24 protein-coding genes are annotated in these 24,217 nt (G+C 37.0%); 20 read left to right on the top strand and 4 right to left on the bottom strand.

Going from position 1 to position 24,217, the window contains the following annotated elements; genetic code table 11:
* Window positions 1–15: 15 nt before the first annotated feature.
* The 19 genes from ftsZ (at window position 16) to FFM71_RS02010 (ending at window position 18,067) form a co-directional block, all read left to right on the top strand.
* A complete protein-coding gene (ftsZ, locus tag FFM71_RS02100; RefSeq protein ID WP_137610535.1) occupies window positions 16–1,266 on the top strand; it encodes a cell division protein FtsZ in 1,251 nt (416 codons plus the stop codon).
* 14 nt (window positions 1,267–1,280) lie between these two features.
* A complete protein-coding gene (locus FFM71_RS02095; protein ID WP_137610534.1) occupies window positions 1,281–1,697 on the top strand; it encodes a cell division protein SepF in 417 nt (138 codons plus the stop codon).
* A gap of 14 nt (window positions 1,698–1,711) precedes the next feature.
* Window positions 1,712–1,978, top strand: coding sequence for a YggT family protein (locus FFM71_RS02090; RefSeq protein WP_137610533.1), 267 nt, complete (start codon window positions 1,712–1,714; stop codon window positions 1,976–1,978).
* Between the two features lie 4 nt (window positions 1,979–1,982).
* Window positions 1,983–2,777, top strand: coding sequence for a YlmH family RNA-binding protein (locus FFM71_RS02085; RefSeq protein WP_137610532.1), 795 nt, complete (start codon window positions 1,983–1,985; stop codon window positions 2,775–2,777).
* Window positions 2,778–2,793: 16 nt separating this feature from the next.
* Window positions 2,794–3,546, top strand: coding sequence for a DivIVA domain-containing protein (locus FFM71_RS02080; RefSeq protein WP_137610531.1), 753 nt, complete (start codon window positions 2,794–2,796; stop codon window positions 3,544–3,546).
* Between the two features lie 177 nt (window positions 3,547–3,723).
* The gene (ileS, locus tag FFM71_RS02075; protein ID WP_137610530.1) at window positions 3,724–6,501 is read left to right on the top strand and encodes an isoleucine--tRNA ligase; all 2,778 of its coding nucleotides are present in this window, start codon (window positions 3,724–3,726) and stop codon (window positions 6,499–6,501) included.
* Window positions 6,502–6,514: 13 nt separating this feature from the next.
* Window positions 6,515–6,733: a cold-shock protein gene (locus tag FFM71_RS02070; protein ID WP_137610529.1), complete on the top strand. Its 219-nt coding sequence runs from the start codon at window positions 6,515–6,517 to the stop codon at window positions 6,731–6,733.
* Window positions 6,734–7,413: 680 nt separating this feature from the next.
* The gene (locus tag FFM71_RS02065) at window positions 7,414–7,983 is read left to right on the top strand and encodes an NUDIX hydrolase (RefSeq protein WP_137610528.1); all 570 of its coding nucleotides are present in this window, start codon (window positions 7,414–7,416) and stop codon (window positions 7,981–7,983) included.
* Window positions 7,983–8,270: a hypothetical protein gene (locus FFM71_RS02060; RefSeq protein WP_137610527.1), complete on the top strand. Its 288-nt coding sequence runs from the start codon at window positions 7,983–7,985 to the stop codon at window positions 8,268–8,270. Before FFM71_RS02065 ends, FFM71_RS02060 begins: the two co-directional genes overlap by 1 nt.
* A gap of 10 nt (window positions 8,271–8,280) precedes the next feature.
* Window positions 8,281–8,970 (top strand): 5'-methylthioadenosine/adenosylhomocysteine nucleosidase, encoded by a 690-nt coding sequence (locus FFM71_RS02055; protein WP_137610526.1) that lies wholly within the window; start codon window positions 8,281–8,283, stop codon window positions 8,968–8,970.
* A gap of 12 nt (window positions 8,971–8,982) precedes the next feature.
* Complete coding sequence (locus FFM71_RS02050) at window positions 8,983–10,131, top strand: cysteine desulfurase family protein (RefSeq protein WP_137610525.1); 1,149 nt, start codon at window positions 8,983–8,985, stop codon at window positions 10,129–10,131.
* Window positions 10,132–10,185: 54 nt separating this feature from the next.
* A complete protein-coding gene (locus tag FFM71_RS02045; protein ID WP_137610524.1) occupies window positions 10,186–10,521 on the top strand; it encodes a hypothetical protein in 336 nt (111 codons plus the stop codon).
* A gap of 13 nt (window positions 10,522–10,534) precedes the next feature.
* Entirely contained in the window at window positions 10,535–11,653 is a 1,119-nt protein-coding gene (gene mnmA, locus FFM71_RS02040; RefSeq protein ID WP_137610523.1) for a tRNA 2-thiouridine(34) synthase MnmA, read from the top strand.
* 416 nt (window positions 11,654–12,069) lie between these two features.
* Window positions 12,070–12,720, top strand: a complete 651-nt coding sequence (locus FFM71_RS02035; protein ID WP_137610522.1) for a histidine phosphatase family protein — start codon at window positions 12,070–12,072, stop codon at window positions 12,718–12,720.
* A gap of 7 nt (window positions 12,721–12,727) precedes the next feature.
* Window positions 12,728–13,393 carry a tetratricopeptide repeat protein gene (locus tag FFM71_RS02030; RefSeq protein WP_137610521.1) on the top strand — a complete coding sequence of 222 codons (666 nt, stop codon included), beginning with the start codon at window positions 12,728–12,730 and terminating at the stop codon, window positions 13,391–13,393.
* Window positions 13,380–15,788: an SF1B family DNA helicase RecD2 gene (recD2, locus tag FFM71_RS02025; RefSeq protein ID WP_137610520.1), complete on the top strand. Its 2,409-nt coding sequence runs from the start codon at window positions 13,380–13,382 to the stop codon at window positions 15,786–15,788. The genes FFM71_RS02030 and recD2 overlap by 14 nt, the downstream gene beginning before the upstream one ends.
* Before the next feature lie 468 nt (window positions 15,789–16,256).
* Window positions 16,257–16,811, top strand: coding sequence for a hypothetical protein (locus tag FFM71_RS02020; protein WP_137610519.1), 555 nt, complete (start codon window positions 16,257–16,259; stop codon window positions 16,809–16,811).
* Between the two features lie 319 nt (window positions 16,812–17,130).
* The gene (locus FFM71_RS02015) at window positions 17,131–17,607 is read left to right on the top strand and encodes a GNAT family N-acetyltransferase (protein ID WP_137610518.1); all 477 of its coding nucleotides are present in this window, start codon (window positions 17,131–17,133) and stop codon (window positions 17,605–17,607) included.
* A gap of 91 nt (window positions 17,608–17,698) precedes the next feature.
* Window positions 17,699–18,067, top strand: coding sequence for a nuclear transport factor 2 family protein (locus FFM71_RS02010; RefSeq protein ID WP_137610517.1), 369 nt, complete (start codon window positions 17,699–17,701; stop codon window positions 18,065–18,067).
* 338 nt (window positions 18,068–18,405) lie between these two features.
* Here FFM71_RS02010 and FFM71_RS02005 read toward each other — a convergent pair whose 3' ends face one another.
* The 4 genes from FFM71_RS02005 to def form a co-directional block, all read right to left on the bottom strand.
* On the bottom strand, window positions 18,406–19,356 hold the full coding sequence (locus FFM71_RS02005) for a diacylglycerol/lipid kinase family protein (protein ID WP_137610516.1): 951 nt from the start codon (window positions 19,354–19,356) through the stop codon (window positions 18,406–18,408).
* A gap of 241 nt (window positions 19,357–19,597) precedes the next feature.
* Window positions 19,598–21,292, bottom strand: coding sequence for a ribonuclease J1 (gene rnjA / locus FFM71_RS02000; protein ID WP_137610515.1), 1,695 nt, complete (start codon window positions 21,290–21,292; stop codon window positions 19,598–19,600).
* A gap of 3 nt (window positions 21,293–21,295) precedes the next feature.
* The gene (locus FFM71_RS01995) at window positions 21,296–21,508 is read right to left on the bottom strand and encodes a DNA-directed RNA polymerase subunit epsilon (RefSeq protein WP_137610514.1); all 213 of its coding nucleotides are present in this window, start codon (window positions 21,506–21,508) and stop codon (window positions 21,296–21,298) included.
* Window positions 21,509–21,644: 136 nt separating this feature from the next.
* Window positions 21,645–22,205, bottom strand: a complete 561-nt coding sequence (gene def, locus FFM71_RS01990) for a peptide deformylase (RefSeq protein WP_137610513.1) — start codon at window positions 22,203–22,205, stop codon at window positions 21,645–21,647.
* A gap of 913 nt (window positions 22,206–23,118) precedes the next feature.
* On the opposite strand from def, the gene FFM71_RS01985 reads away from it, so the two are divergent.
* Window positions 23,119–24,117, top strand: coding sequence for a D-2-hydroxyacid dehydrogenase (locus FFM71_RS01985; protein ID WP_137610512.1), 999 nt, complete (start codon window positions 23,119–23,121; stop codon window positions 24,115–24,117).
* Window positions 24,118–24,217: the final 100 nt, after the last annotated feature.

The following is a 24,217-nucleotide window of genomic DNA, read 5'->3' as shown; positions in this document are numbered from 1 at the left end:
AGGAGGAACTCCTTAATGGAATATACTTTAGACTCTACCCAAAATAAGGGAGCGGTAATCAAAGTTATCGGTGTCGGTGGTGCTGGTGGCAACGCCGTCAATCGAATGGTAGAAGCAGGAATCAAAGGTGTACAGTTTATTGCTGCTAATACTGATGTTCAGGCTCTAGAAAACTCAAATGCTGAAACAAAAATTCAGTTAGGACCTAAATTGACACGTGGTTTAGGTGCCGGTTCAAATCCAGAGGTTGGACAAAAAGCTGCTCAAGAAAGTGAAGAAGCCATTAAAGAAGCCCTTGAAGGCGCTGATATGATCTTCGTAACTGCCGGAATGGGTGGTGGTACTGGTACAGGTGCTGCTCCTATCGTTGCTAACATCGCTAAAGAAAGTGGTGCTTTAACAGTTGGTGTTGTGACACGTCCCTTTGCTTTTGAAGGTTCAAAACGTTCACGCTTTGCTGCTGATGGTATTACTGAACTTAAAAAAGATGTTGATACATTAGTTTTGATTTCTAACAGCAAATTGCTAGAAATTGTTGATAAGAAAACACCTATGAGCGAAGCATTTAGTATTGCTGATGATGTTTTACGTCAGGGTGTACAAAGTATTTCTGATTTGATCACATCACCTGGTTTTGTTAATTTGGACTTTGCTGATGTTAAGACTGTTATGTCAGATCAAGGTTCAGCTCTTATGGGTATTGGTCAAGCTAACGGTGAAAATAGAATTACTGAAGCTACTAAGAAGGCTATCTCATCACCATTGCTTGAAGTTTCAATCGACGGTGCTAAACAAGTTCTTCTTAATATTACTGGTGGACCAGACTTATCACTATTTGAAGCACAAGATGCAGCGCAAATTGTTTCCGAACAAGCTACATCAGATGTTAATATTATCTTTGGTACTTCAATTGACGATACATTAGGTGACCAAGTTAAGGTTACTGTTATTGCAACTGGCGTTGAAACCGAAGAAAGCAAGAAGAGAGAACCATCAAGACGTCCTTTAAACAATCCTCGTGCAACATTAGATAACAAGAATAAAGCTGACAATGATAGTAATAACAGTCAACCAACTTCTGCTACACAAAAACCATCTAATGATCCATTGGCTGCTTGGGACATCAATCGTGATGCTGCTAAACAAAACAATGTTTCTGGTGAAAAAGGCGATTTTGAAATCTTCCAAAAGCCTGAAACAATTGATTTGAGCGATGACGACGATGATTCAACACCTCCAATTTTTAAACGTCGTAACAATAAATAAAAGGAGATTTTCTTATGGCATTTGCAAAATTAGGCAGTTTTTTTGGTATTAATGACGACGATGAGTTTGACGAAAAACAAGTCGACAATCAAAATACTGAACAGCCTAAATCAAATTATTCGAAAAACGAAAAGGTAGTATCAATGAGTACAGCCAGTGAAGCAAGAGCAAAAGGTAATAGTAAAATTGCAATTTATCAACCAAGAGTTTACTCAGATGCAAAAGTTATTGCCAAACAACTTTTGAATAACAAAGCGGTAATCGTTAATTTTAATAATGTCAATGATGAACAATCAAAGAGAATCGTAGACTTTTTAACAGGTACTATCTTTGCCTTAAATGGTGAAATTAAACGTGTTGGAGAAAAAATCTTTCTTTGTACACCACCTAAGTTTGAAATCGATGGAAGCTTAACAGATATAAACGAATAAAGTCGAGGAAAGATATGGATCAAATTTTAAGTGGATTGCCATTTGTCGTTAGTATGGCTTTCCAACTGTATGAATTCATAATTTTTGTATATTGCTTGTTGTCATTTGTACCATCAATATACAATTCTGCATTTGGAAGGTTTATCGTAGCAATGGTAAATCCATTCTTAAATTTAATTAAAAAAGTCATACCAACAAGTATAGGCTTTCTTGATTTTTCTCCAATAATTGCACTTATACTAATTCAATTATTGCAGAAAGCGATATTCTTAATAATCTAAAAATATGGATGATAAAAAAACAATCATTGGTGGAGGCTTTTTCCGCCCAGAAGAGAAAACGTTCATTGATAAAATAAGCGGTATATTATTAAAAGCTCAAACAATGTACACTCCACAGCTCACTGATTTTTTGAATCTACGTGAACAAACGATTTTAGATAATCTGATTAATAAATATGATGGATTATACGTACATTACTTTGGCGGTTATGAGAACGCGGAACGTGTCAGGGGAATAATTGCTCCTGACTATTTTGTGCCCAAAGATTCTGACTATGAGATTGCAATGTACGAGATTCGTTATCCGGAAAAATTTGCTAATTTGCATCATGGCCAAATACTAGGTTCCTTAACTGGATCAGGCGTTGAACGTGATCGTTTTGGAGATATTATTACCGATGGCGAGAATTGGCAATTTTTTGTATTTAATTCGATGAGTGATTACATTGAAGATCAGGTTAAAAAAATTGGACCATATAAGATTCATCTAATCGAAAAGAGTTTCAATGAATTGCTTTTACCAAAAGATGAATCAGCAGATGAGACGATTACTATTCAATCTTTACGATTGGACACAATTATCGCTGATGTTTATGATTTGTCACGACAAAATGCTAAATCCTTAGTCGATCATGGCAAAGTTCAAATTAATTGGGTTGTGAATAAGAATGCTAGCTCATTTATTACAATTACTGATACACTGAGTGTCAGAGGCTTTGGCCGAATAAGAGTTAATGATATTATGGGCAGATCGAGGAATAATAAATATCTTCTTTCGGTTAACATCATTAAGAAATAGTAGGGGGCGTGAAGTTATGGTATTATCACCAGTAGAAATACATGATAAAGAATTTGATAGTAAATTTCGAGGCTATGACCGCGACCAAGTTAACAGCTTTTTGAAACAAGCATCTCAAGACTATAATTTAGCTTTGCAAAAAAATGCGCAATTAGAAAAAGAAATCAAAGAAACATCTGAACAATTGAAGTATTTTACTGATATGAAGGATGCTTTGAATCAATCAATTTTAGTTGCTCAAGAAGCGGCTGAGAAAGTTAAAAACGAATCCGAACAAGAAGCTCAAATAATTGTCGAGGAATCACAGAAAAAAGCTCGAGACTTATTGAATCAATCTACTGAAAAATCGAATCAAATTTTGCAAGATGCATCTGAAAGAGCTCGTCAGGTTACAATTGAAACAGATAATCTGAAACGGAGTGTAAATACATTCAGACAAGGTTTGCAAGGTATGTTGAAGCAACAGTTGGATATGGTTGACAGTCCAGAATGGTCCAAACTTAATGACAGTACATCTACTGACAAACTTAAACATGAAGTTGGCGACCAACAGCGACCAGATACGAACCAGAATTATCAAACTGACCAAGCAAATAATCAACAAGATTATGAAAATGACCAAAATTCGGTTTTCAATTCCGAGCAAATGAATTATAATGACAATATTCAGGAAAACCAACCGGACGAATCGTATACGATTAGCCATCAACAAAATGAACCAACGTTCAATTTTAAAGATGACGCCGACGCGGATTCTAAGAAGCAATAAGAGATTAAGTGCCATGAAGAGAATTTTTTCAGCGAGCTAGTGTTGGTGTGAGACTAGTAAAAATTATTTTTGGTATATCGACTCTTAAACAATTTATTTAATTTACCAATAGGTGGTATAGCGAGAACTCGTCCTAGAAATTGGATGGGTTCTTTTTATTTTAGAAGGGGTGAAAGAATGCGAGTAAAAGATACTTTAAATTTAGGCAAAACTAAGTTTCCAATGCGTGGTAGTTTGCCAACTAAAGAAGCAGAGTGGCAACAAGCATGGGAAGAAAACAAACTTTATGAACGTCGTCAAAAATTAAATGAGGGTAAACCAACCTTTGAACTATTAGATGGGCCCCCATTTGCTAATGGTGATATCCACATGGGACACGCTTTGAACAAGATCTCAAAAGATATTATCGTTCGTTACAAGTCAATGGATGGCTATCGTGCACCATATGTACCAGGATGGGATACTCATGGGCTTCCAATCGAACAACAACTTGCTAAAAAAGGTGTTAAACGTAAGGAAATGAGCTTGTCAGACTATCGTAAGATGTGTTTCGACTTTGCTCAAGGTGAAATCAAGAAACAAATGGCTGGATTCAAACGTCTCGGAATTTCCGCTGACTGGGATCACCCATACATTACTTACCAACCAGAATTTGAAAAGGCCGAAGTTGAAGTTTTCGGTGAAATGGTTGATAAAGGCTATATCTACCGTGGTAAGAAGCCAGTTTACTGGTCACCATCTTCAGAATCAACACTTGCTGAAGCCGAAGTCGAATATAAAGATATCAAGTCACCATCAATTTTTGTTGCTTTCAAAGTTCGTGATGGTAAAGGTGTAATTGATCAAGATGCTTCATTTATTATTTGGACAACAACTCCTTGGACAATGCCTTCTAACAAAGCCATTTGTGTAAACCCTAAGTTTATCTATGCTGAAGTTAATGCTGATGGTAAGAAGTATGTTGTCGCTCAAGAACGTTTGCAATTTGTACAAGAACAATTGGGCTGGGAAAATGTTGAGGTTCTTAAGACCGTTCAAGGACGTGATCTTGAAGGACTTACAGCAACACATCCATTCTACGATCAAGAATCTCCTTTAATTCTTGGTAATCACGTAACACTCGACGATGGTACTGGTTTAGTTCATACCGCTCCAGGTTTTGGTGCTGATGACTTTGTTGTTGGTATGAAATATAAGTTACCAGTATTCTCACCAATTGATGCTCAAGGTCGATTTACTGATGAAGTACCTGAATACGAAGGCGTCTTCTACGATGATGCTAATAAGTTGATTGCTGACAGAATGAAGGAAAATGGTTCATTATTGAAACTAAGTTTCTTCACTCACAGTTACCCACATGATTGGCGTACAAAGAAACCAGTTATTTTCCGTGCTACACCACAATGGTTTGCATCAATCGACAAATTCAGACAACAAATTCTTGATGAAATTGATAAAATTGAATTTATGCCTGACTGGGGTAAAACACGTCTCTATAACATGATTCGTGACCGTGGCGACTGGGTTATCTCAAGACAACGTGCTTGGGGTGTTCCACTACCAATTTTCTATGCTGAAAATGGCGATCCAATCATGACAAAAGAAACAATTGACCATGTTGCCGACTTGTTTGGTAAATATGGTTCAAATGTTTGGGCTGAACGTGAGGCTAAGGATCTTCTACCAGAAGGCTTTACATATCCAGGAAGTCCTAATGGTGAATTTACTAAGGAAACTGATATTTTGGATGTTTGGTTTGACTCCGGAACAGCACATTCAGGTGTTGCTAGAACCCGTGATAACTTAGTATTCCCAGCTGATTTGATTCTTGAAGGTTCTGACCAATATCGTGGTTGGTTCAACTCAATGCTTGTAACTTCTGTTGCTGCATATGGTGTTGCTCCTTACAAGGCTATCCTTTCACAAGGATTCACGCTTGATAAAAAGGGCGTTAAGATGAGTAAATCACTTGGTAATGTTATTGCTCCTAGTGATATCGAAAGACAATTTGGTGCTGAAATTATTCGTCTCTGGGTTGCTTCAGTTGATGCAAGCTCTGATGTTTCCGTAACAGTTGACTCATTTAAACAAGTTTCTGAAACATACCGTAAGATTAGAAATACTATCAGATTTATGTTAGCTAACACAACAGACTTTGATCCTAAGGCAAATGCTGTTAATTACGATGATCTTCGTCCAGAAGATAAGTACATCACAGTTAAACTAAACGATTTAGTTAAGGATGTACTTGCTGACTATGACAAGTATGATTTTGCAGATGTTGCTAAGTCTGTTGTAAGTTTTATTGTTAATGAAATGTCGACATTCTACTTGGACTTTGCTAAAGATGTTGTTTATATCGATGCTGAGGATTCACATTCTCGTCGTTCAATGCAAACAGTTATCTACGATGTTGTAGTTAAATTAGCTAAGTTGTTGACACCAATCTTGCCTCATACAATGGAACAAGTTTGGGAATATGTTAAAGAACCAGAAGATTTCATTCAATTGACAGAAATGCCTAAGGTTGAAGAAATTTCTGATCAAGCTGAAATTGAAAAAGATTGGGCAGTCTTCATGGACTTTAGAGATAACGTCTTGAAGTCACTCGAAGTTGCTCGTACCAACAAATTGATTGGTAAGTCACTCGAAGCTAAAGTTACGGTTAAACCAAGTGCTGAATTGAAAGCTGTACTTGATAAAATCGACAGCAACTTCGGTCAATTATTGATTGTTTCACAATTTGAGTTGACTGATTCAGACGTAGCAGATGCTGACAAGTACGAATTAGCTGATGTTCTTGTTGAAAAAGCAGCTGGCGATGTTTGTCAAAGATGTCGAATGATCAAGACAGATGTTGGTAGTGATGAAAATTATCCAACATTCTGTGCTAGATGTGCTAAAATTGTTGCTAAGGAATATCCCGAAACAATGACGGATGGCTTTGATGAATAGGATAGGTGACTAAATGTTTACCGGAAAAATTATAAGATTTAATAATGATCGTGGCTTTGGTTTCATCAATAACGATGGTGAAGATATTTTCTTCTTTGCTGACTCAGTTCTTAACCGTGATGATTACTATATCAAAAATGGCTTGACAGTTAAGTATGAAGTTGCGCCTGGTTATAAAGGACCACAAGCTGTAAATATTAGTATTGAAGATGAAGAAGAAAGTGCTGAATAGTGCTTTCTTTTTTTTGTATTGAAGGATGCCGCCTCCGGGCGTGAGAAATGGAGTCTGCTGTGTGGACCGGCTCGAGCCAAGGTCTCGACCCTCGATTTTGAGCCGAAAACCGCGTCTCAAAATACGTCCTGTGGTGTAAGAACGGAAAATCGCCGTCCTAACACCACTACCACTGCGGACTCCATTTCTCACGCCCGGAGGCTCGGGATTTCTTTGAATTTAAATCGTATTCTGGTATGTTTAAATATGATTAGTATCCTTGTATTACAAATGTTTAAATAATTAAATTTAAGAAATACAAAGTGTTTCAAATTCGCCGGTAAAAAAGATTTAAATAAGCTGTATATAAAAGAATTTGAAAGTTTCACATTCAGTGTAATAGCGATTAATTAGTCGGAAGAGCTGAGAAATATTTGTGGGCAGTGGAAGTGGTGTTATGGCTTTAGCCATTACACCACCGGGCGTGTTTGGAGACTTACCGGTTTGTGGTAAGTCTTCAAACCGAGGTTCGAGGCCGATTCTCAGGCTCGGACCGGTCCGCACAGCCAGTGAATATTTCTCTGCTCTGGAGACGGCATATTTAATTGCTAACCGGAGTTGACACCTTGTAGTTAATTCAATATCTGGTAAAATATTTGCATTGGTTCAATTTTGATAATCTCAAGTAAGAAGGTCAAATAATGGAAAAAGAAGACTCAAGATACTACGAAGAAATTGTTGCCCAAAAGAGAATGTTTGGCGGTAAAATTATCGACGTTGATGTCGAACAAGTGATTTTACCCAATGGAATCCCTGACATCCGGGAAGTCGTTAAACACCATGGTGCAGTTGCTATTATTCCCTTTACTGAAGATAACAGGATGATTTTTGTTAGACAATGGCGGACTCCACTTGAACAAGAAACGTTGGAAATTCCAGCTGGTAAAATTGATCTTGATGAAGGTAGCGATTTAAAAGAAGTTGCCTTGCGTGAAATGGATGAAGAACTTGGTATGACGACTGATAAATTGGAAAAGGTCACAACTTTCTTTGCTAGCCCAGGTTATTCCAATGAAAAATTGACTGTCTTTAAGGCAACTGATTTAAAAGAAGTTGAATTCAAACGTCCACTTGATCCGGATGAATTCTTAAATGTTGAAAAATTAACACTGGATGAAGCAAAGTTCCAAATTCAAGCTGGTGTAATTTGTGATTCAAAGAGTATTTATGCCATTACTTATTGGGAATTGCTTCAAGCTAGGGCAAAATAATGTTCTCAAAATTAAAAGATTTTTATAATTCAAAAGTTAAATCAACTCAGCAACCACAGACTGTCGTTCGTGCTGATCAAGTCGAGGCTCAGCAACAAAAAATTCGTGAGCAAGAACGTCGCCGTGCTGAAGAAGAATATAAACAGCAACATCCGGAACAAATAATTCAAGAAAATTTATCAACTTTTGAAGATAAGACAAATAAATTGAAAAAAAAGCTAAATATTGCCATCATTACAGTATTCGGCTTAATTGTTCTAGTATTTTTAATATTATTTTTTATTTAAGGGGTAAAGTATGAAAATTGGCGTAATCGTTCCTATGGAAGAAGAAATTAAATTAATGAAAGAATCACTGACTGATGTTAAAAAAGAATCAGTTGCTGGTGTTGATATCACTATTGGTAAGTATAAGAATCATGAAGTTTACTTAGCACAAAGTGGAATTGGTAAAGTTCAAGCAGGAATCACTGCTACGCTTATTAATGATCGTTATCAACCAGATTTTGTCGTTAATACTGGTTCAGCTGGTGGAATCGGAACTGGCTTACATATCGGAGATGTTGTTATTTCTGATAAGATGGCTTATCACGATGTTGACGCTACAGGTTTTGGTTACAAGATTGGTCAACTTCCACAACAAGAGCTTTATTTTCAGGCTGACCCTGATTATGTTAAGGCGATTGCTGCCGCCGCAAAAAGAACTGGTTTGACTTCTCGAGTAGGTTTAATTGTTACCGGAGACCAATTCGTTGACTCTAAAGAAAAAATTGCTACAATTAAAAAGTCGTTCCCAGATGCATTAGCAGCTGAGATGGAGGGTGCAGCTGTGGCTCAAGTCTGCAACCAATTCCACACGCCATTCGTTGTCATTCGTTCAATGAGTGATGTTGGGGACGAAAATGCTAGTGTCAATTTTGACGAATTTGTTTTACAAGCCGGACGCAAATCAGTAACTATGTTACTGAACTTTTTAGACCAAGAATAGAGGGGATTTATTGTGGCATTTATTTATTTAGATAATGCTGCCACGACACCGATGGCTACACCTGTAGTCGATGTGATTAACGATCAGATGACCAATAATTTTGGTAACGCTTCTGCTACCAATCTGTTTGGACGTCGTGCTCGCAAAGTCCTAGACGAAAGTCGCCATACGATTGCTCAAAGTATCAATGCCAAAGACTCAGAAATTGTCTTTACAAGTGGTGGTACTGAAAGTGATAATACTGCGGTGATTGAAACAGCATTATCTAGACAAAAGTTAGGTAAACATATCATTACAACTGCTATTGAGCACGAGGCTATCCTCAAACCTTTAGCATATCTCGAAACGTTAGGATTTGAAGTAACTTACTTGAAACCAAATGTTCGTGGAGAAGTGACTGCCGAACAAGTTAAAGACGCCCTCAGGGATGATACTATTTTAGTATCAATCATGTATGGCAATAACGAAGTCGGTTCCATGAATCCCATTAAAGAGATTGGGGAAGTTCTAAAAGATCATCAAGCATTTTTCCACACCGATGCTGTTCAAGCTTATGGAATGGAAGATATTGATGTCAAAAAAGAACACATCGATATGTTATCAACTTCAGCTCATAAAATTAATGGGCCTAAATTTATCGGTTTTCTTTATATCAATGATGATATTCATATTCCATCATTTATTAAAGGAGGCGACCAAGAAACCAAACGACGTGCGGGAACTGAAAATGTTCCTGGTATCGCTGGGTTTGCTAAAGCCGTCGAACTGATTACTCCGGAAGAAAAACAAGCTAGACAAGCACGTTATTTTGGCTTTAAACAAACAATTCAAGAAATTTTAAAAGAAAATAATATTAAATTTGAGATCAATGGACCAACTGATAATCACGCCTTGAATCATGTGATGAATTTGTATTTTCCAGGAGTTGATCGTGGCGTTTTGTTGACTAGATTAGACTTAGAAGGATTTGCAATCTCTGGTGGGTCTGCATGTACTGCCGGTAGTTTGGAACCTTCACATGTCTTAATTGCCATGTTTGGTGAAGATAGTTCCAAGATTCAAGACTCTGTTAGAATCAGTTTTGGAAAAGATAATACTGAAAGTGAAGTCGTTAAATTTACTAATAAACTAATTGAGATAGTTTCAGACTTGACTAATTAGTGAATTTTATTCAAACTTATAATTAAGACAAAATCTTTATGGGGGATGAATAAAATGGATAAACGACAAGCTCAAGTACAAGGGGACCAGGAAGTTTATGAACTAAGCCCTGAAGTAAAAAAATATTCACTTGTTGATGCAGGTTTCATGGAATCAAATAAAGGTAGTTTCAAATTGGTACATCCGATTAATGGATCGTCACCATATGAAGCCAGATATTTTTTGCGTGCAACCGTTGACAAGAGTTTAGATAGTTTAAAATTAACAATCACTGATAAGTCAGGATTGCACAATATCAATATGTTTAAGATCAAGGACACTGAAGCAGAAGTAAGTGACTACCGATACTTAATGAACTTTTTAAAAGAAAAAAATGTATTAGTTAAATAAATGAGGTTTTGAAATGGATAATAAGAAGAAGCGTGTTGTAGTAGGTATGAGTGGTGGCGTTGATTCGTCAGTTAGTGCACTTCTTTTGAAACAACAAGGCTATGAGGTTATCGGAGTATTTATGAAGAACTGGGATGATACAGATGATTCCGGTGTATGTACTTCGACAGAGGATTATGAAGATGTTGCTAAGGTCGCCAACAAGATTGGTATTCCTTATTACTCAGTTAACTTTGAGAAGGAGTATTGGGACCGTGTGTTCGAATATTTCTTGGATGAGTATCGTAAGGGTAGAACTCCAAATCCTGATGTTATGTGTAACAAAGAGGTTAAGTTCAAGGCATTTCTTGACTATGCCAACAAGTTAAACGCTGATTACATTGCAATGGGTCACTATGCTCAAAGTTTCCGTGATGATAATGGTGTAGTTCACTTGTTACGTGGTGGCGATGCTAACAAGGATCAGACATACTTTTTGAGTACTGTTCAACAAGATCAGTTACAAAAGGCATTGTTCCCAATCGGTGGTATGCAAAAGTCAGAGGTTCGTCGTATTGCTGAAGAGGCTGGCCTTGCTACTGCTAAGAAGAAGGACTCAACCGGTGTATGTTTCATCGGAGAGAGAAACTTCCGTAAGTTCCTAAGCGAATTCTTGCCTGCTCAGGGTGGCACTATGATGACACCTGATGGTGAGGTTAAGGGTAAGCATGCTGGTTTGATGTATTACACAATTGGTCAAAGACAGGGTCTTGGAATTGGTGGAAATGGTAAGTCAAACGAGCCTTGGTTCGTAGTAGGTAAGGATATGTCAAAGAACATTCTTTACGTTGACCAAGGATACGATAACCCAGCCTTGTATGCTGATCATTTGGATGCCTCAGACCTATCATTTATCACAGGACAAGGTTATGGCGAGACATTCCATGCCACAGCTAAGTTTAGATATCGTCAACAAGATACCGGCGTAACCGTTCACATGTTAGGCGATGGTAAGGTTAATGTTGAGTTTGATAATCCAGTACGCGCTATTACACCAGGACAAGAAGTTGTCTTCTATGATGGTGAAGAGTGTCTAGGTGGAGCTACTATTGATGCTGCTTATATGGCAGAGAAGAAGTTACAATATATCTAGAGAGCGAAGATGGGGCGCTAAGCTCCCGAGCATTTTCGTAACTAGATGAAGTGCACGCGGTACTTTTCGGGCAATTTATCTAGTTATGAAAGGCGGAAGGAGTTGTCCCATCGTAGCTCGTTTTGAAGTCACTACCTAAAATAAGATTTTTAAAAAGAAATAAACTAAACAGGTCTAACTAAAATTTTCTACAATTTTGGTTAGACCTGTTTTTATATCACAAAATTAATCTAACATTGCCAATGACTTTATGAGTATTACTGAGATTGAACGATAAGAATTAAAAAAGCAGATGCGATAGATTAAGGAAACATCGTCTTAATTGTCGTTACATTCTGGAATGTTTACAGTAGCCTTGAAAAAAATCACCAAAAAATCCATAATTGTACTTAACTAACTTGGTAAGGTGAGAAAAAATGGAATTGTATTTTGTCAGACATGGAAAGACCGAATGGAACTTAGAAGGAAAATATCAAGGTGGACATGGTGATTCGCCATTGTTGCCAGAAAGTTTACATGATATCAGTCTGTTAGCAAAAAGACTTGAAGATACAGCAATCGATCACATGTATGCCAGTCCATTACCACGTGCTAAAAAAACAGCTGAAACCTTGATCAAGGATTTGAAACGACAAATTCCTTTATCAATCGTGCGCGATCTACGTGAATTTGACTTGGGCATTATGGAAGGACGTAAGTTCTCTGAGTTGGAAAATGAAATACCTGAAGTGATATATGCATTCAGACATCAACCTGCAGAGTATGATTATGATTTGATCAGGGGTGAATCATTTGAAAAGGTTGCTGCAAGAACGACTGATGCAGTTAAGAGGATTGTTGCCGAAAACAAACCTGATGCTAATGTGGTAATTGTCAGTCATGGTGCGGCATTGGTAACGATGATTCAATCACTGTTAGGAACGAAAGTCGCTGATATTAGAAAAAATGGTGGACTCTCGAATACTAGTTTGACTCACCTGCGTTTTGAAAATGGTGAATTTAAATTAATTAAATGGAATGAAACGGGATATCTGGGCAAGAAATTAGAAAGTTCAGATACTATTTGAGGTTTTTATGAACAAAGAAGCAGAAGAATTATTTAATCAGGGCGACAAAGAACAAGCAATCAAATTAGTCGTTGCTGATTTGAATCAAGATCCAAAGCAATTACCCAAGATTTTACAATTATCGACTTATCTAGTTGAAGCTGGCGACTTGGAACAGGCCGAAGAGTTGTTAGCTCGCTCTTTAGAAATGTATAAGGATAATCAGGATTTACTCTATAATTTGGGGAACGTGTATTATTTGGCTGATAAATTCGATAAGGCCAATGATATTTTCCAAAATTTGGTCAATGATGATTACGCATTTGAAGCTTATTTCATGATGGCTAAAACATTGGATCAACAAGGTAAGCGTCAATTAGCAATCATGTATGCTTTGACTGCGGTTGAAAAATCACCAGAGGATTTACAAGCCAATGAGTTATTAGCTGATTTACTGCTTGCTAACGGCAATTTTGGTGAGTCCTTGGGATTTTACAAGACAGCCAGTAAAATCCAACCACAGGCCAAATATTACTTTAATATGGCATTGTGTGCGATGAACCTGCATGAGGATTATCAAAACTACTTGGATCAGTCTAAAAAAATTGATGAAAAGTATTATTTGAAGAATGAAAAGAAACTAGCTGAGTTACAAAAATTTATCAAACAAGGAGATAGCAATGACAGAAAGTAACGAGAAACCATATTTCTTGGGTACTGTCAAAGCCATCTTTTTTGAAAACCCCGAAAATCTCTATAAGATCTTTACGATTAAAGTTAAAAAAACTAATACCGGCTGGGATGGTGGCGATATTGTCGTTACCGGTAGTTTTGGCGAAATTGTTGAGGAAGAAGAATATCGTTTTGAAGGTGAAATCGTCGATCACCCGAAATATGGTCAGCAATTTAAAGCAACGACTTATAAGCGTAGTCGTCCTAATGGTCGCAAACAATTAGTAGCTTTCTTTTCGAGTGAAGAGTTTCCTGGTATTGGAAAGAAAAAAGCGGAGAAGATTGTTGATACATTAGGTGAAGATGCAATCGACAAGATTTTACAGGATCCACATGCCTTGGATTTTCTAAAACTTGGTGAAGAGAAGACTCAGAATATTGTGGAACAAATTTCTAACAATCATCAGACGGAACAAGTTTTGTATCAGTTGAATAACTATGGATTCGGTCCAACATTGAGCGCAAGAATTTTTCAAAGGTATGGTGTACAGACACTTGATAAATTGAATGAAGATCCGTATCAGTTAGTAATCGATGTTAAAGGTGTTGGTTTTAAACGTGCGGATGAGCTGGCCAAGCGTATAGGTATTACAGGCGATGACCCTAGACGTATCAAAGGTGCTTTGATTCAGATGGTCACATTAATTGTCAATGAAACAGGTGACACATATGTTGATGGTCAGGAATTGATCCGTCGTGTTGGCAGTATCTTGCGAGCTAACTCAACCGATGATCTGCAACAAAAATTAGTGGATGGATTACGTAATTTAGTTAAAGACGGCGTATTAGTAGTCGAAGATGGTAACGTTTATGAAAAGGATTTGGCTGACAGTGAGTGGTCAATTGCCCAATCATTGAAGATGATCACGGATAGTTTCAAAGGCGTGGCTTGGAAAAAGAAAGACATGAGGACGGAATTACGCCAGATTGAGTCGGATTTCAACGTTAAATATGATGATTCACAAGAAAAGGCAATCGAACAATCTTTGACTGCTCCAATCTTTCTACTGACTGGGGGCCCCGGAACAGGTAAAACAACTATCATTAATGCCATTGTGGCGGCCTATGCGAAATTAAATGACATGCCACTTGAACCAGAGTCTAAGGAATATGCAATTGCACTAGCTGCCCCTACAGGACGAGCAGCCAAACATATGGGTGAATCAACCGGTTTACCAGCGATGACGATTCACCGTTTGTTAGGACTGACTGGCACAGAAGATGATGAATTTGCAGAGCCAAGTTTGGATTGTAAATTATTGATCATTGATGAAATGTCGATGGTTGATACGAAATTATTTAAAGTGTTAATTTCTGCCGTTCAACCGGGAACACAAATTGTTTTAGTAGGTGACCGTGATCAGTTGCCATCAGTTGGGGCCGGTCAGGTCTTTGCTGATTTGATCAATAGTGAAGTTTTTCCCACAATGATTTTGAAAAATATTCATCGACAGGATGAGGATTCAACGATTATTCAATTAGCTCATGATATCAATGAAGGTGTAATTGTCGACGGTATCTTTGAAAATCGAGCTGATAGAAGTTTTATCAATTGCAATAGTCGAGATGTTCCCAATGTTTTATCACAAATTATTAGTAAGTCTGGTGATCGTGGCTTTGATATTGCGGATGTTCAAGTTTTGGCACCAATGTATCGTGGGACGGCCGGTATCGATAATCTTAATTATGTGATTCAAAATGTTGTTAATCCGATGACGCCTCAGCGTAAAGAAGTTTCTATGGGAAATATTAAATATCGTATCAAGGATAAAGTTGTTTATTTGGTCAATACGCCAGAAGATAATGTTTTCAATGGTGAAATAGGTCAGATTATTGGGATTATTTTGGCAAAAGAAAATACCGACAAGGTTGATAAATTAGTTATCAACTTCGACGGCAATGAAGTTACTCTGGATCGTAAGGATTGGCTCAATATTACTTTGGCATACTGTACTTCAATTCATAAATCACAAGGCTCTGAATTTGAAATGGTTATTTTGCCACTGGTTAATGAAGAATCACGGATGTTACGTCGTAATTTGTTGTATACTGCAGTTACACGAGCTAAGCGTCTATTGATCATGGTCGGTGATCGCAGTGCTTTTGAACGTTCAATTAGAGATCAGTCGAGTGAACGTCAGACAACTTTGAAGGAACGAATTTTTACCAGCTTTAAGATTAAGCAACCGGATTCAGAGACACCAGATGAGGATGTTGAATCAGATGAAACCACTGAGCCAAAGGATTATCGTTTGACACTTGATATGGTGATGAACAATGCTATCGATCCAATGATTGGGATGGATAGTGTTATTCCAACTGACTTTATGAAACATGGTGAAGAGGTCAAGAAATAAAAATCAATTTAACTAATGTTTGAAATTTAGGTTAAGTATTCTCTTACGATTTATTATAACTAAAGGTTGAAAGTTTAGTTAAGTATGCCGTTTCCAGATCTGAGAGTATTCAATTGCTGCGCGGAACGGCCCGAGCCAAAATGCGGTCTCGGACCTCGGTTGAAGCCTCGCAAAACCCGCGAGTCTCCAACACGCCCGGTGGTGTAATTGCTGAAGCAATAACGCCACTTTCGCTGCAAATGAATACTCTCAGATCTTCCAGCTAGTTTATTTTAATAGCCGGAACAAATAAAACGAAAATTCCTAATTATTTAAATAAATTAACTCTAGGTCTGTAATAACAGCGACTACATTAATTTTTTACCTTTCAACCTTTAGTTATTATAATCAAAAAATCAAATTTTTTCTTTTGTAATTAATATTTTTAGAGTATTATTTAAATGATAAAAAACGTTAGGAAAAGTTATTATGCAAAACCTTAGTTATACAAATATTGTTTTAGCACTGTTGATTTTGTATGTGGTAATCAAGCGTCAATTGGAACCACGAACGGTTAAATTTAAACCAGAATTTTTTATTGTTGTGATATTGTTTGGAATCGCGTCAATCGGTGATGCAGTTAGTAAGCAACACATGAATCTTTCACAAAATAGGATAATTATTTTTGGAGTTCTTAGTCTAGTTAGTGCTGCCGTTTTCGCTATCCTGCGAGCATTCACTTACAAGTATTGGCTTGATGATAAAGGTCTAGTTATGCGCGAAGGTAATTGGTTAACCATCGTTTGGTGGGTTATAGGTATTGGAATGCATATGGCTGTTGATCGAATTTGGACTGGAAGTTCAGTAACTTTATTGTTGTATTTGGGAATTACATTGTTGATTCAACGTGGAATTGTTTGGTACCGTGCTTCAACTAAATATCCAAGTGAAATATCAGGTAACGTTGCTGCTCAGAAGAAAGATAGTAGTAGTCGACAAGAGAGACGGGATGAACGTCGAAGAGATAGACACGAACGTAGGTAATTCAAATTTTGGAATTAATATGTGAATGCAAGACCAAGTCTGGGCCTAAAAGGTTTCAGGCTATTTTTTTGACACAAGATAAGGATTGAAAGTTTAGTAATTGACCCGTTTCCAGTTCTGGAGACGCCATATTTAACGAGCACCATACGTATTTATTTCGGCTGTTTTCTACCTTCAGATTCAGGTTGGAAAATATCCGGAATCATATTTATACTAAAAATAATGGAAGGTGACTATAATCATGGTACTAAGGTGATTTTTCCAAAATCGTCTTGGTAAAAATGAATAAGATATTTTTCTTGTTGGATGTGATGTCAAAATGAATCTCAAATTACAGGAATATGATGGAAATAATATTACGCAAAGTATGATTGATGGGTATTGCTTGGAACCAAATGATAATATCGGTGGTCCACAATCAATTATTGAGCGAAGTCGGATCAATCCCCATATGCAACCAATAATGATTCTTGATAATAAGAGACTGGTTGGATGTTTCTGTCTACATACGGATGATGGGCCATTGTTATTTGATGGCGATTCGCAAACTGATATTTTGTTGCAGGCTTTTTCAATTGACAGTCGTTTTCGCCGCCGTGACTATGCCTTAATTACATTATTGAGGTTATCTGAATTTGTTTATTTTAATTATAGAAAGGTCGACCGAATGATTTTAGGAGTTAATCCGACTAATATAGCTGCTCAAGAGCTGTATTTAAAGGCAGGCTTTGTTGATTCGAACAAACGAATTCATGGAAAATTTGGTGAAATTTATATTTATCATAAAAATATTTGAAATAGTGACAAGTCGTATAGGCTGATATTTTTTTAATGATTTCGAGGTACAATAATTTCATTAATGATTAATCATTGACTGGAGATAACACATGACTGATACCGATATGAATAAGATTACGATTCAAAAGTATTTCAAGTTGTCTGACTATGCATCAAGTGATATGAATTCCTTAAAGGCAATCATCGACTTGTTTAGCGATGATGCAAAAATCAAATCTGGCATTAATGAAACCGCAACAAATAAGAAAGAAGTCGCCGATTTCTTTAGGCTATTTTTTGGTCGTAATAAACAATTGAAACATCTCTTTGAAATCAGGGATGTTGATAATAATTATCAGACTGAATGGGTCGTTGCTGGTTTGAAGAGTGATGGTTCGCTGTTTTCACTCCATGGATTTGATTATTATAAATTTGATAATGATGGTAAAATTATTGATTTAAAAGTTATTATTTCATAGATAATGGGGTGTATTAGTTTAATACCTAAAAGTTGAAAGTTTGATGCATTATGCCGTTTCCAGAGCTGAAAGTATTCATATGCTGCGTGGAACGGCCCGAGCCAAAGAGAGGTCTCGAACCTCGCTGCAAATGAATAATCTCAGCTCTTACAACTATTTTTTTTAATGGTAGGAACAATAAAATGAAGATTTCTGATTACTTAAAATTAGCTCCTGCTAGCCTGTAACAACAATGATCATATTTGTTTTTCGACTTTTAATCCTCGATAGTAATTAATTAAAAAAAGTGCCTCGTAACTATTAGATTTAATCGTCTAATAATTATGGGGCACTTTTTTTTACTCTTTAACTGGTAACCAGAATGGGTGTTGGTCAACCTTAAAATGTAAATCGAATTCATGCTTGTCCAATTCTTCACCGTCCATTTGTCCAAACTGTTTAGGAGTGTTGTGAAGTGTGAAATTTGTTCGTTCAATATGCCAAACGTTTTTATCTTGCAAATGGGAACCGTCGGTTACTAATTTTGTTAATAATTTTGCAAAGGTCAAACCAGTTATCTTTCTAACCACAACCAAGTTTAAATGATGATTAAATGGGGTTGCTGTCGGATCAATGGCAAAGCCACCGCCAAAGTAGGGGTGATTAGTGGCAACAACGATATAAGCTGAATCAAAATGTTTTTTCTGTGGGCCGTAGTCGACATCTAATTTAAAGGCAGGTTGTCGTTTAATGGCTTTCAAGAGGTTAGTTAAATAGGCGAGGGTGCCCATTTGCAATTTGTTGAGAAATTCTTTTCGCGATGAATGATTCGTGTAATAGACTGTACTAGCATCAAAGCCGATTCCAATATTATTGATGAAGTAATGTGAGAAATTGGATCCAACAGCTTTCCCGACGTCAATTTTGCGTGGTTGTTCGAGAGAAAGAATGGCTTGCATTAAAATAACAGGATCTTTGATGGCTAATTTAATTCCACGATTAAAATCGTTACCAGAGCCGCCCGGAATATAACCGAGAGGAGTGTCAGGAAAACTTGATTCTTTTACACCGTTAACACACTGGTTCAAAGTCCCATCGCCGCCAATGACGACAATTCTAATATTTTGTTCGTGCTTATTGGCCAACTCTTTAGCAATCCTGACCCCATCACCATCTTTTTTAGTTGGATGAATTTCATAATCTAAACTGATTTGATTGAGAAAGTCAGTCACCTTGTTACAAGTACGTTTAGCATGCCCATTACCAGCATGATAATTGAGAATTATTTCAATTTTACTTATTTTAGTCATTTAAATACCCTTAATTTAACTACGGTCAACAGGATATTTATAGTTCTATCGACGAAGTTATTAGAATTTATACGGATGGTGCAATGAATATTCTTAATTATATAACAATATTCATAATAAAAAATACACTAGTCTCAGATTGCCAGTACTGATTCAGCAAAGACCGATACTCACAGCAAGTCAATAGGCAGCCTGAGACGGAAAGACTGCCAAAACAAAAAAGAAGATCAATTGATCTTCTTTAGATTGAGGTTCCTATTAACATTGGTAAGATGACAGGATTTCTAGCTGTACGTTTGTACAAGAATTCTTGTAGTCCTTCAATGATGACACGTTTCAAGGTTGCTTCAGTAACTTTTTCAGTATCGTCATTATCAAAAGCATTCTTGATCAAGTGGAAGACACGTTTTTGTGCTTGGTTGATCAATTCGCCAGACTCACGCATGTAGACGAATCCACGTGACAAGATATCTGGGCCTGCTAAGACAATATGTTTTTGATAATCAATTGTTGCTACAACTACGACCATTCCTTCTTCAGAAAGAACTTGACGATCGTGGATAACAACATTACCGATATCACCAACGCCCTTGCCATCGACGTAAACATCGCCAGCAGGGAAGTGACCAGCTACATGAGCTGTATCTTTTGTAAGTGCCAAGACATCACCATTTTCCAATAGGAAGGAGTGATCTTGTGGCACGTCACACAATTCAGCTAACTCGGTGTGAATCTTCAACATTCGGTATTCACCGTGAATTGGCATGAAGAATTTAGGCTTCATCAAGCGGAGCATTAATTCTTGTTCCTCTTGACCACCGTGACCAGAAGCATGGATATTGTTAACTTTACCATGAATGACTTCAGCACCAGCTTCAGAAAGTTGGTTGATCAAGTGGTTAACACTGATTGTGTTACCAGGGATAGGATTACTTGAGAAAATAACCGTGTCGCCTGGTTGAATTGTAATTTGTCTGTGGGTACCGTTAGCAATTCGACTCAAGGCAGCTAATGGCTCACCTTGTGAACCAGTACATAGAATCAAAGTTTCACTAGCAGGTGTTTTGTTCAGAGCATGAGGATCAATCAACATGTCATCAGGGATATTCAAGTATCCTAATTCACGACCATTTTCGATTGCACCTTCCATACTTCGTCCAAAGACTGCGATTTTACGACCTTGTTGGATTGCAGCATCAACTGCTTGGGAAATACGATAAATGTTTGAAGCAAAGGTAGCGAAGATAATTCTTCCTTGGATTGTTTCAAAAATTTGGTGAATCGTTAAACCAACAGAGCGTTCTGACTTAGAAAAGGTTGGGATTTCAGCATTTGTACTATCAGATAGTAAACATAAAACGCCTTTAGCACCAAGTGCAGCCATTCTTTGTAAGTTAGGTGAAGGTAATCCGGCAACTGGAGTTAAGTCAAACTTAAAATCACCAGTTTCAACAATGATTCCTTGAGGTGTAGTAACAGCAATACCTAAGGTATCAGGGATTGAGTGAGTTGTTCTGAAGAATGAAACACTTGTCTTAGGGAATTTGATAACATCATCTTCGTGTAAGACATGCATTTCAGTTGTTCTTAGTAAACCATGTTCTTCCAATTTACCTTTAATCAATGCACATGCTAGTGGACCGGCATAAACTGGAACATTTGGAAGTTCTTGAAGCAAATAAGGAATACCACCAATATGATCTTCGTGACCATGGGTGATGAAGAGTCCCTTAATCTTATCTTTGTTTTCTACTAAGTAACTGTAATCTGAAATGACATAGTCAATTCCAAGAAGTTCGTCTTCTGGAAACTTGATTCCGGCATCAATAACGATCAATTCGTCTTGATATTGAACTCCGTACATATTTTTACCGATTTCGCCAAGGCCCCCGATGGCAAAAACAGCAACTTCATTATTTTTTACTTTAAACGACATTAATTAAAACTCCGTTAATTTAAAATCAGGATTCTTTTTCTCGTACTCTAAATGTTGCTCATCGAGTTCCTGAATAAATTCAATTTCGTAGTCGGTGTTTTTTTCGACCGCTTGACGTACCTCAATACTTGAAGCTGCGTCCACGTAAAGTGAATGTGTAAATTCACGACGGGGGTTGTCTAGTTCACTTGTTTGATATAAAACTTTATAAATCAATATTAAATTTCTCCTTTAATCGAATTAAATGAAACAAGTCAGTTTCATTTGACGTTTTTTCCAGTCCATTTGTGCAGTAATCAATAGATAGCACAATTCTACCATATCTAATAGGGTAAGTATACTGACAACGATATTACGAAATAACGACGGTACTTGGGTCAAGATCGAATGGTGCAGTTTTACTGATCTTGTCATAGTATAGGTGACCATTTAAATGATCAATTTCATGTTGGCAAACGATAGCAGGGTAATCTCTAACACGCATTGTTTGTGAGTTACCTTCAAAGTCATCATATTTAATTGTGATTCTATCGGCACGTGGAACAAAGCCTGAGACATCCTTATCAACTGAAAGACAGCCTTCACCCTCAGACAAAGCAGCCTTTTGGACTGAATTTCTGACGATAACAGGATTGATCAACGTAATTTTAAGTAAAGGCTTGTCAGGGTCATCTTCGTTAGGAACCAAAACAGCAGCCATCATTTCTGAAACGCCAACTTGAGGTGCAGCCAAACCAACACCAGCACGTAGTTGATGCTTTTCAGCGTAGTCTTCATCTTGACTTTTAACTAAATATTCCATCATATTGGCGGCCAATGCTTTGTCATCGTCACTCAGTGGAAATTGAACCTCTTTAGCAACTTTTCTTAAAACGGGATCGCCATCACGGACGATATCTTTCATAAAATACATAGTTTCCTCCAAATGTTTGATTGTACAAAAGTACCTTAGTATATCTATTATAGATTATTTTTCTCTGAAAATAGAAATAAATGACAAAAAATTTACTGGTTTTGTTAAAGAAAGCGTTCTATGAAGTGTGCAGCTTCAATGTTTTAAAATTTAACTAAAGACTGAAAGTTTAGTTAATTATGCTGATTCCAAAGCTGATAGTATTCAATTGTTGCGCGAAATGGCCCGAGCCAAAGAGTGGTCTCGAACCTTAGGTTGTTTGAAACCTAGCAAAACTTGCGATTCTTCAATGCGCCTGGTGGTGTAATGGTGAAGTTCTAACGTCACTTTCGGCACAAATGAATACTAATCAGCTCTTCCAACTAGTTTTTTAATAATACGAATGTCTAATTGTTATCTTTTGCTATTTAAATAAATTGGTAAATAAATTTACTTTAGGACTATCAGAGCACTGTTTATATTACTTTTTCACTTTTCAACCTTCAGTTATTTAAATTAAGTTAGCTTTAGGCCTTTAACAGCAATAGTTATCGTAAAAAAATCAACAATTATTTTCGTAATATCATTTATATCAAGCCATAAAAAATTATCTAGCTTTCTGGTGTGAGTGATGCAGCCAGCAGTGGCAGTGGTGTTAGGACGGGTGATTTTCCCGTTCTTACAGCACAAGACGTCTTTTGAAATTCGAGTGGTTTTCTCGAAGTCCAAAAGCGAGGATTGAGACCGCACTTTGGCTCGAGCCGGTCCCACAGCGGCGGAATCACTCACACCAGAAAGCGGCACGCCAAATTTAAACTTGATTTTTATAAGGTTATATCTTTGTGATAATAATCGCTAAAATGATAAAATGTTAGGTGTATATGTTACCGATTTCATAAGGTTACATAAATTCGTATCATTGGAGGCTAACTAGATGAAGTTAATTGATTTTGGTGTCAGAGAAGATGAGAAAAAGTATATTCAGGAATGGTCAAAGGACAACGACATTGAAGTAAAAATTGTCACTGATCTTTTGACCCCTGAAACAGTCAAAATGGCACAGGGATTCGATGGAATCGTTGCTTATCAACAATTGCCATATGATGAAAAGATTTTTGACACGATGAATGAATATGGGATTCATGTCATTTCGTTGCGAAACGTTGGGGTCGATAATGTTCCTATTGAAGCTTTGAAGAAAAATAAGATTCGTTTAACCAATGTACCAAGCTATTCACCAGAGGCAATCGCTGAGTATTCAGTTACTGGTTTGATGGCACTCTTGAGAAATATGAAACATATGATTAGAAAAGTCGATCAACACGATTTTCGCTGGGTACCAGATATTGGACGTGAATTGAATCAATTGACCGTTGGTGTTGCTGGTACCGGAAGAATTGGTCAAGCAGCAATTAAAATTTATCAAGGATTTGGCGCAAAAGTCATTGCTTTCGATAAATTTCACAATTCCGAAATTGAAAAAGAAGGACTTTACGTTGATAGTCTTGACACTTTATTGAAGGAATCAGACGTGGTAACTTTACATATTCCAAGTTTAGGCAAGGGGCATACCGTAATTAATAGCCAATCAATTTCAGAAATGAAAGACGATGCTATCGTAATTAATACCGCCCGTGGTGATTTGATTAATACCAAAGATCTTTATGAGGCTGTAGCGTCAGGGAAACTTTACGGTGCTGTTATGGATGTTTATGAAAATGAAGTTGGTATTTTTAACAATGATTTAACTGATGAAGGATTATCAGATGAATTGCTGGAACTAGTTATTAAGAGTCCTAGGTTTATTCTAACGCCACATATCGCCTTTTACACGACTAAGGCAGTAAAGAATATGGCAACGATCTCCTTGGATTCGATGGTTGATGAACTCAAAAATGGTACGTCTGAAAATGAAATAGATTTAGATAAATAGTTATCATTTTCACAATCATTATTTAATTTTTTTTTGATTGCGGAACGCCTAAACTACTTGTTTTTTGGTAGATCAATGATAGACTAAAATTATATGAAAG

It is taken from the genome of Companilactobacillus huachuanensis, assembly GCF_005404815.1.
Classification (GTDB): domain Bacteria; phylum Bacillota; class Bacilli; order Lactobacillales; family Lactobacillaceae; genus Companilactobacillus; species Companilactobacillus huachuanensis.
The sequence above is the reverse complement of the archived record's forward strand: the minus strand, read 5'-3'. Positions and strand labels throughout refer to the sequence as shown.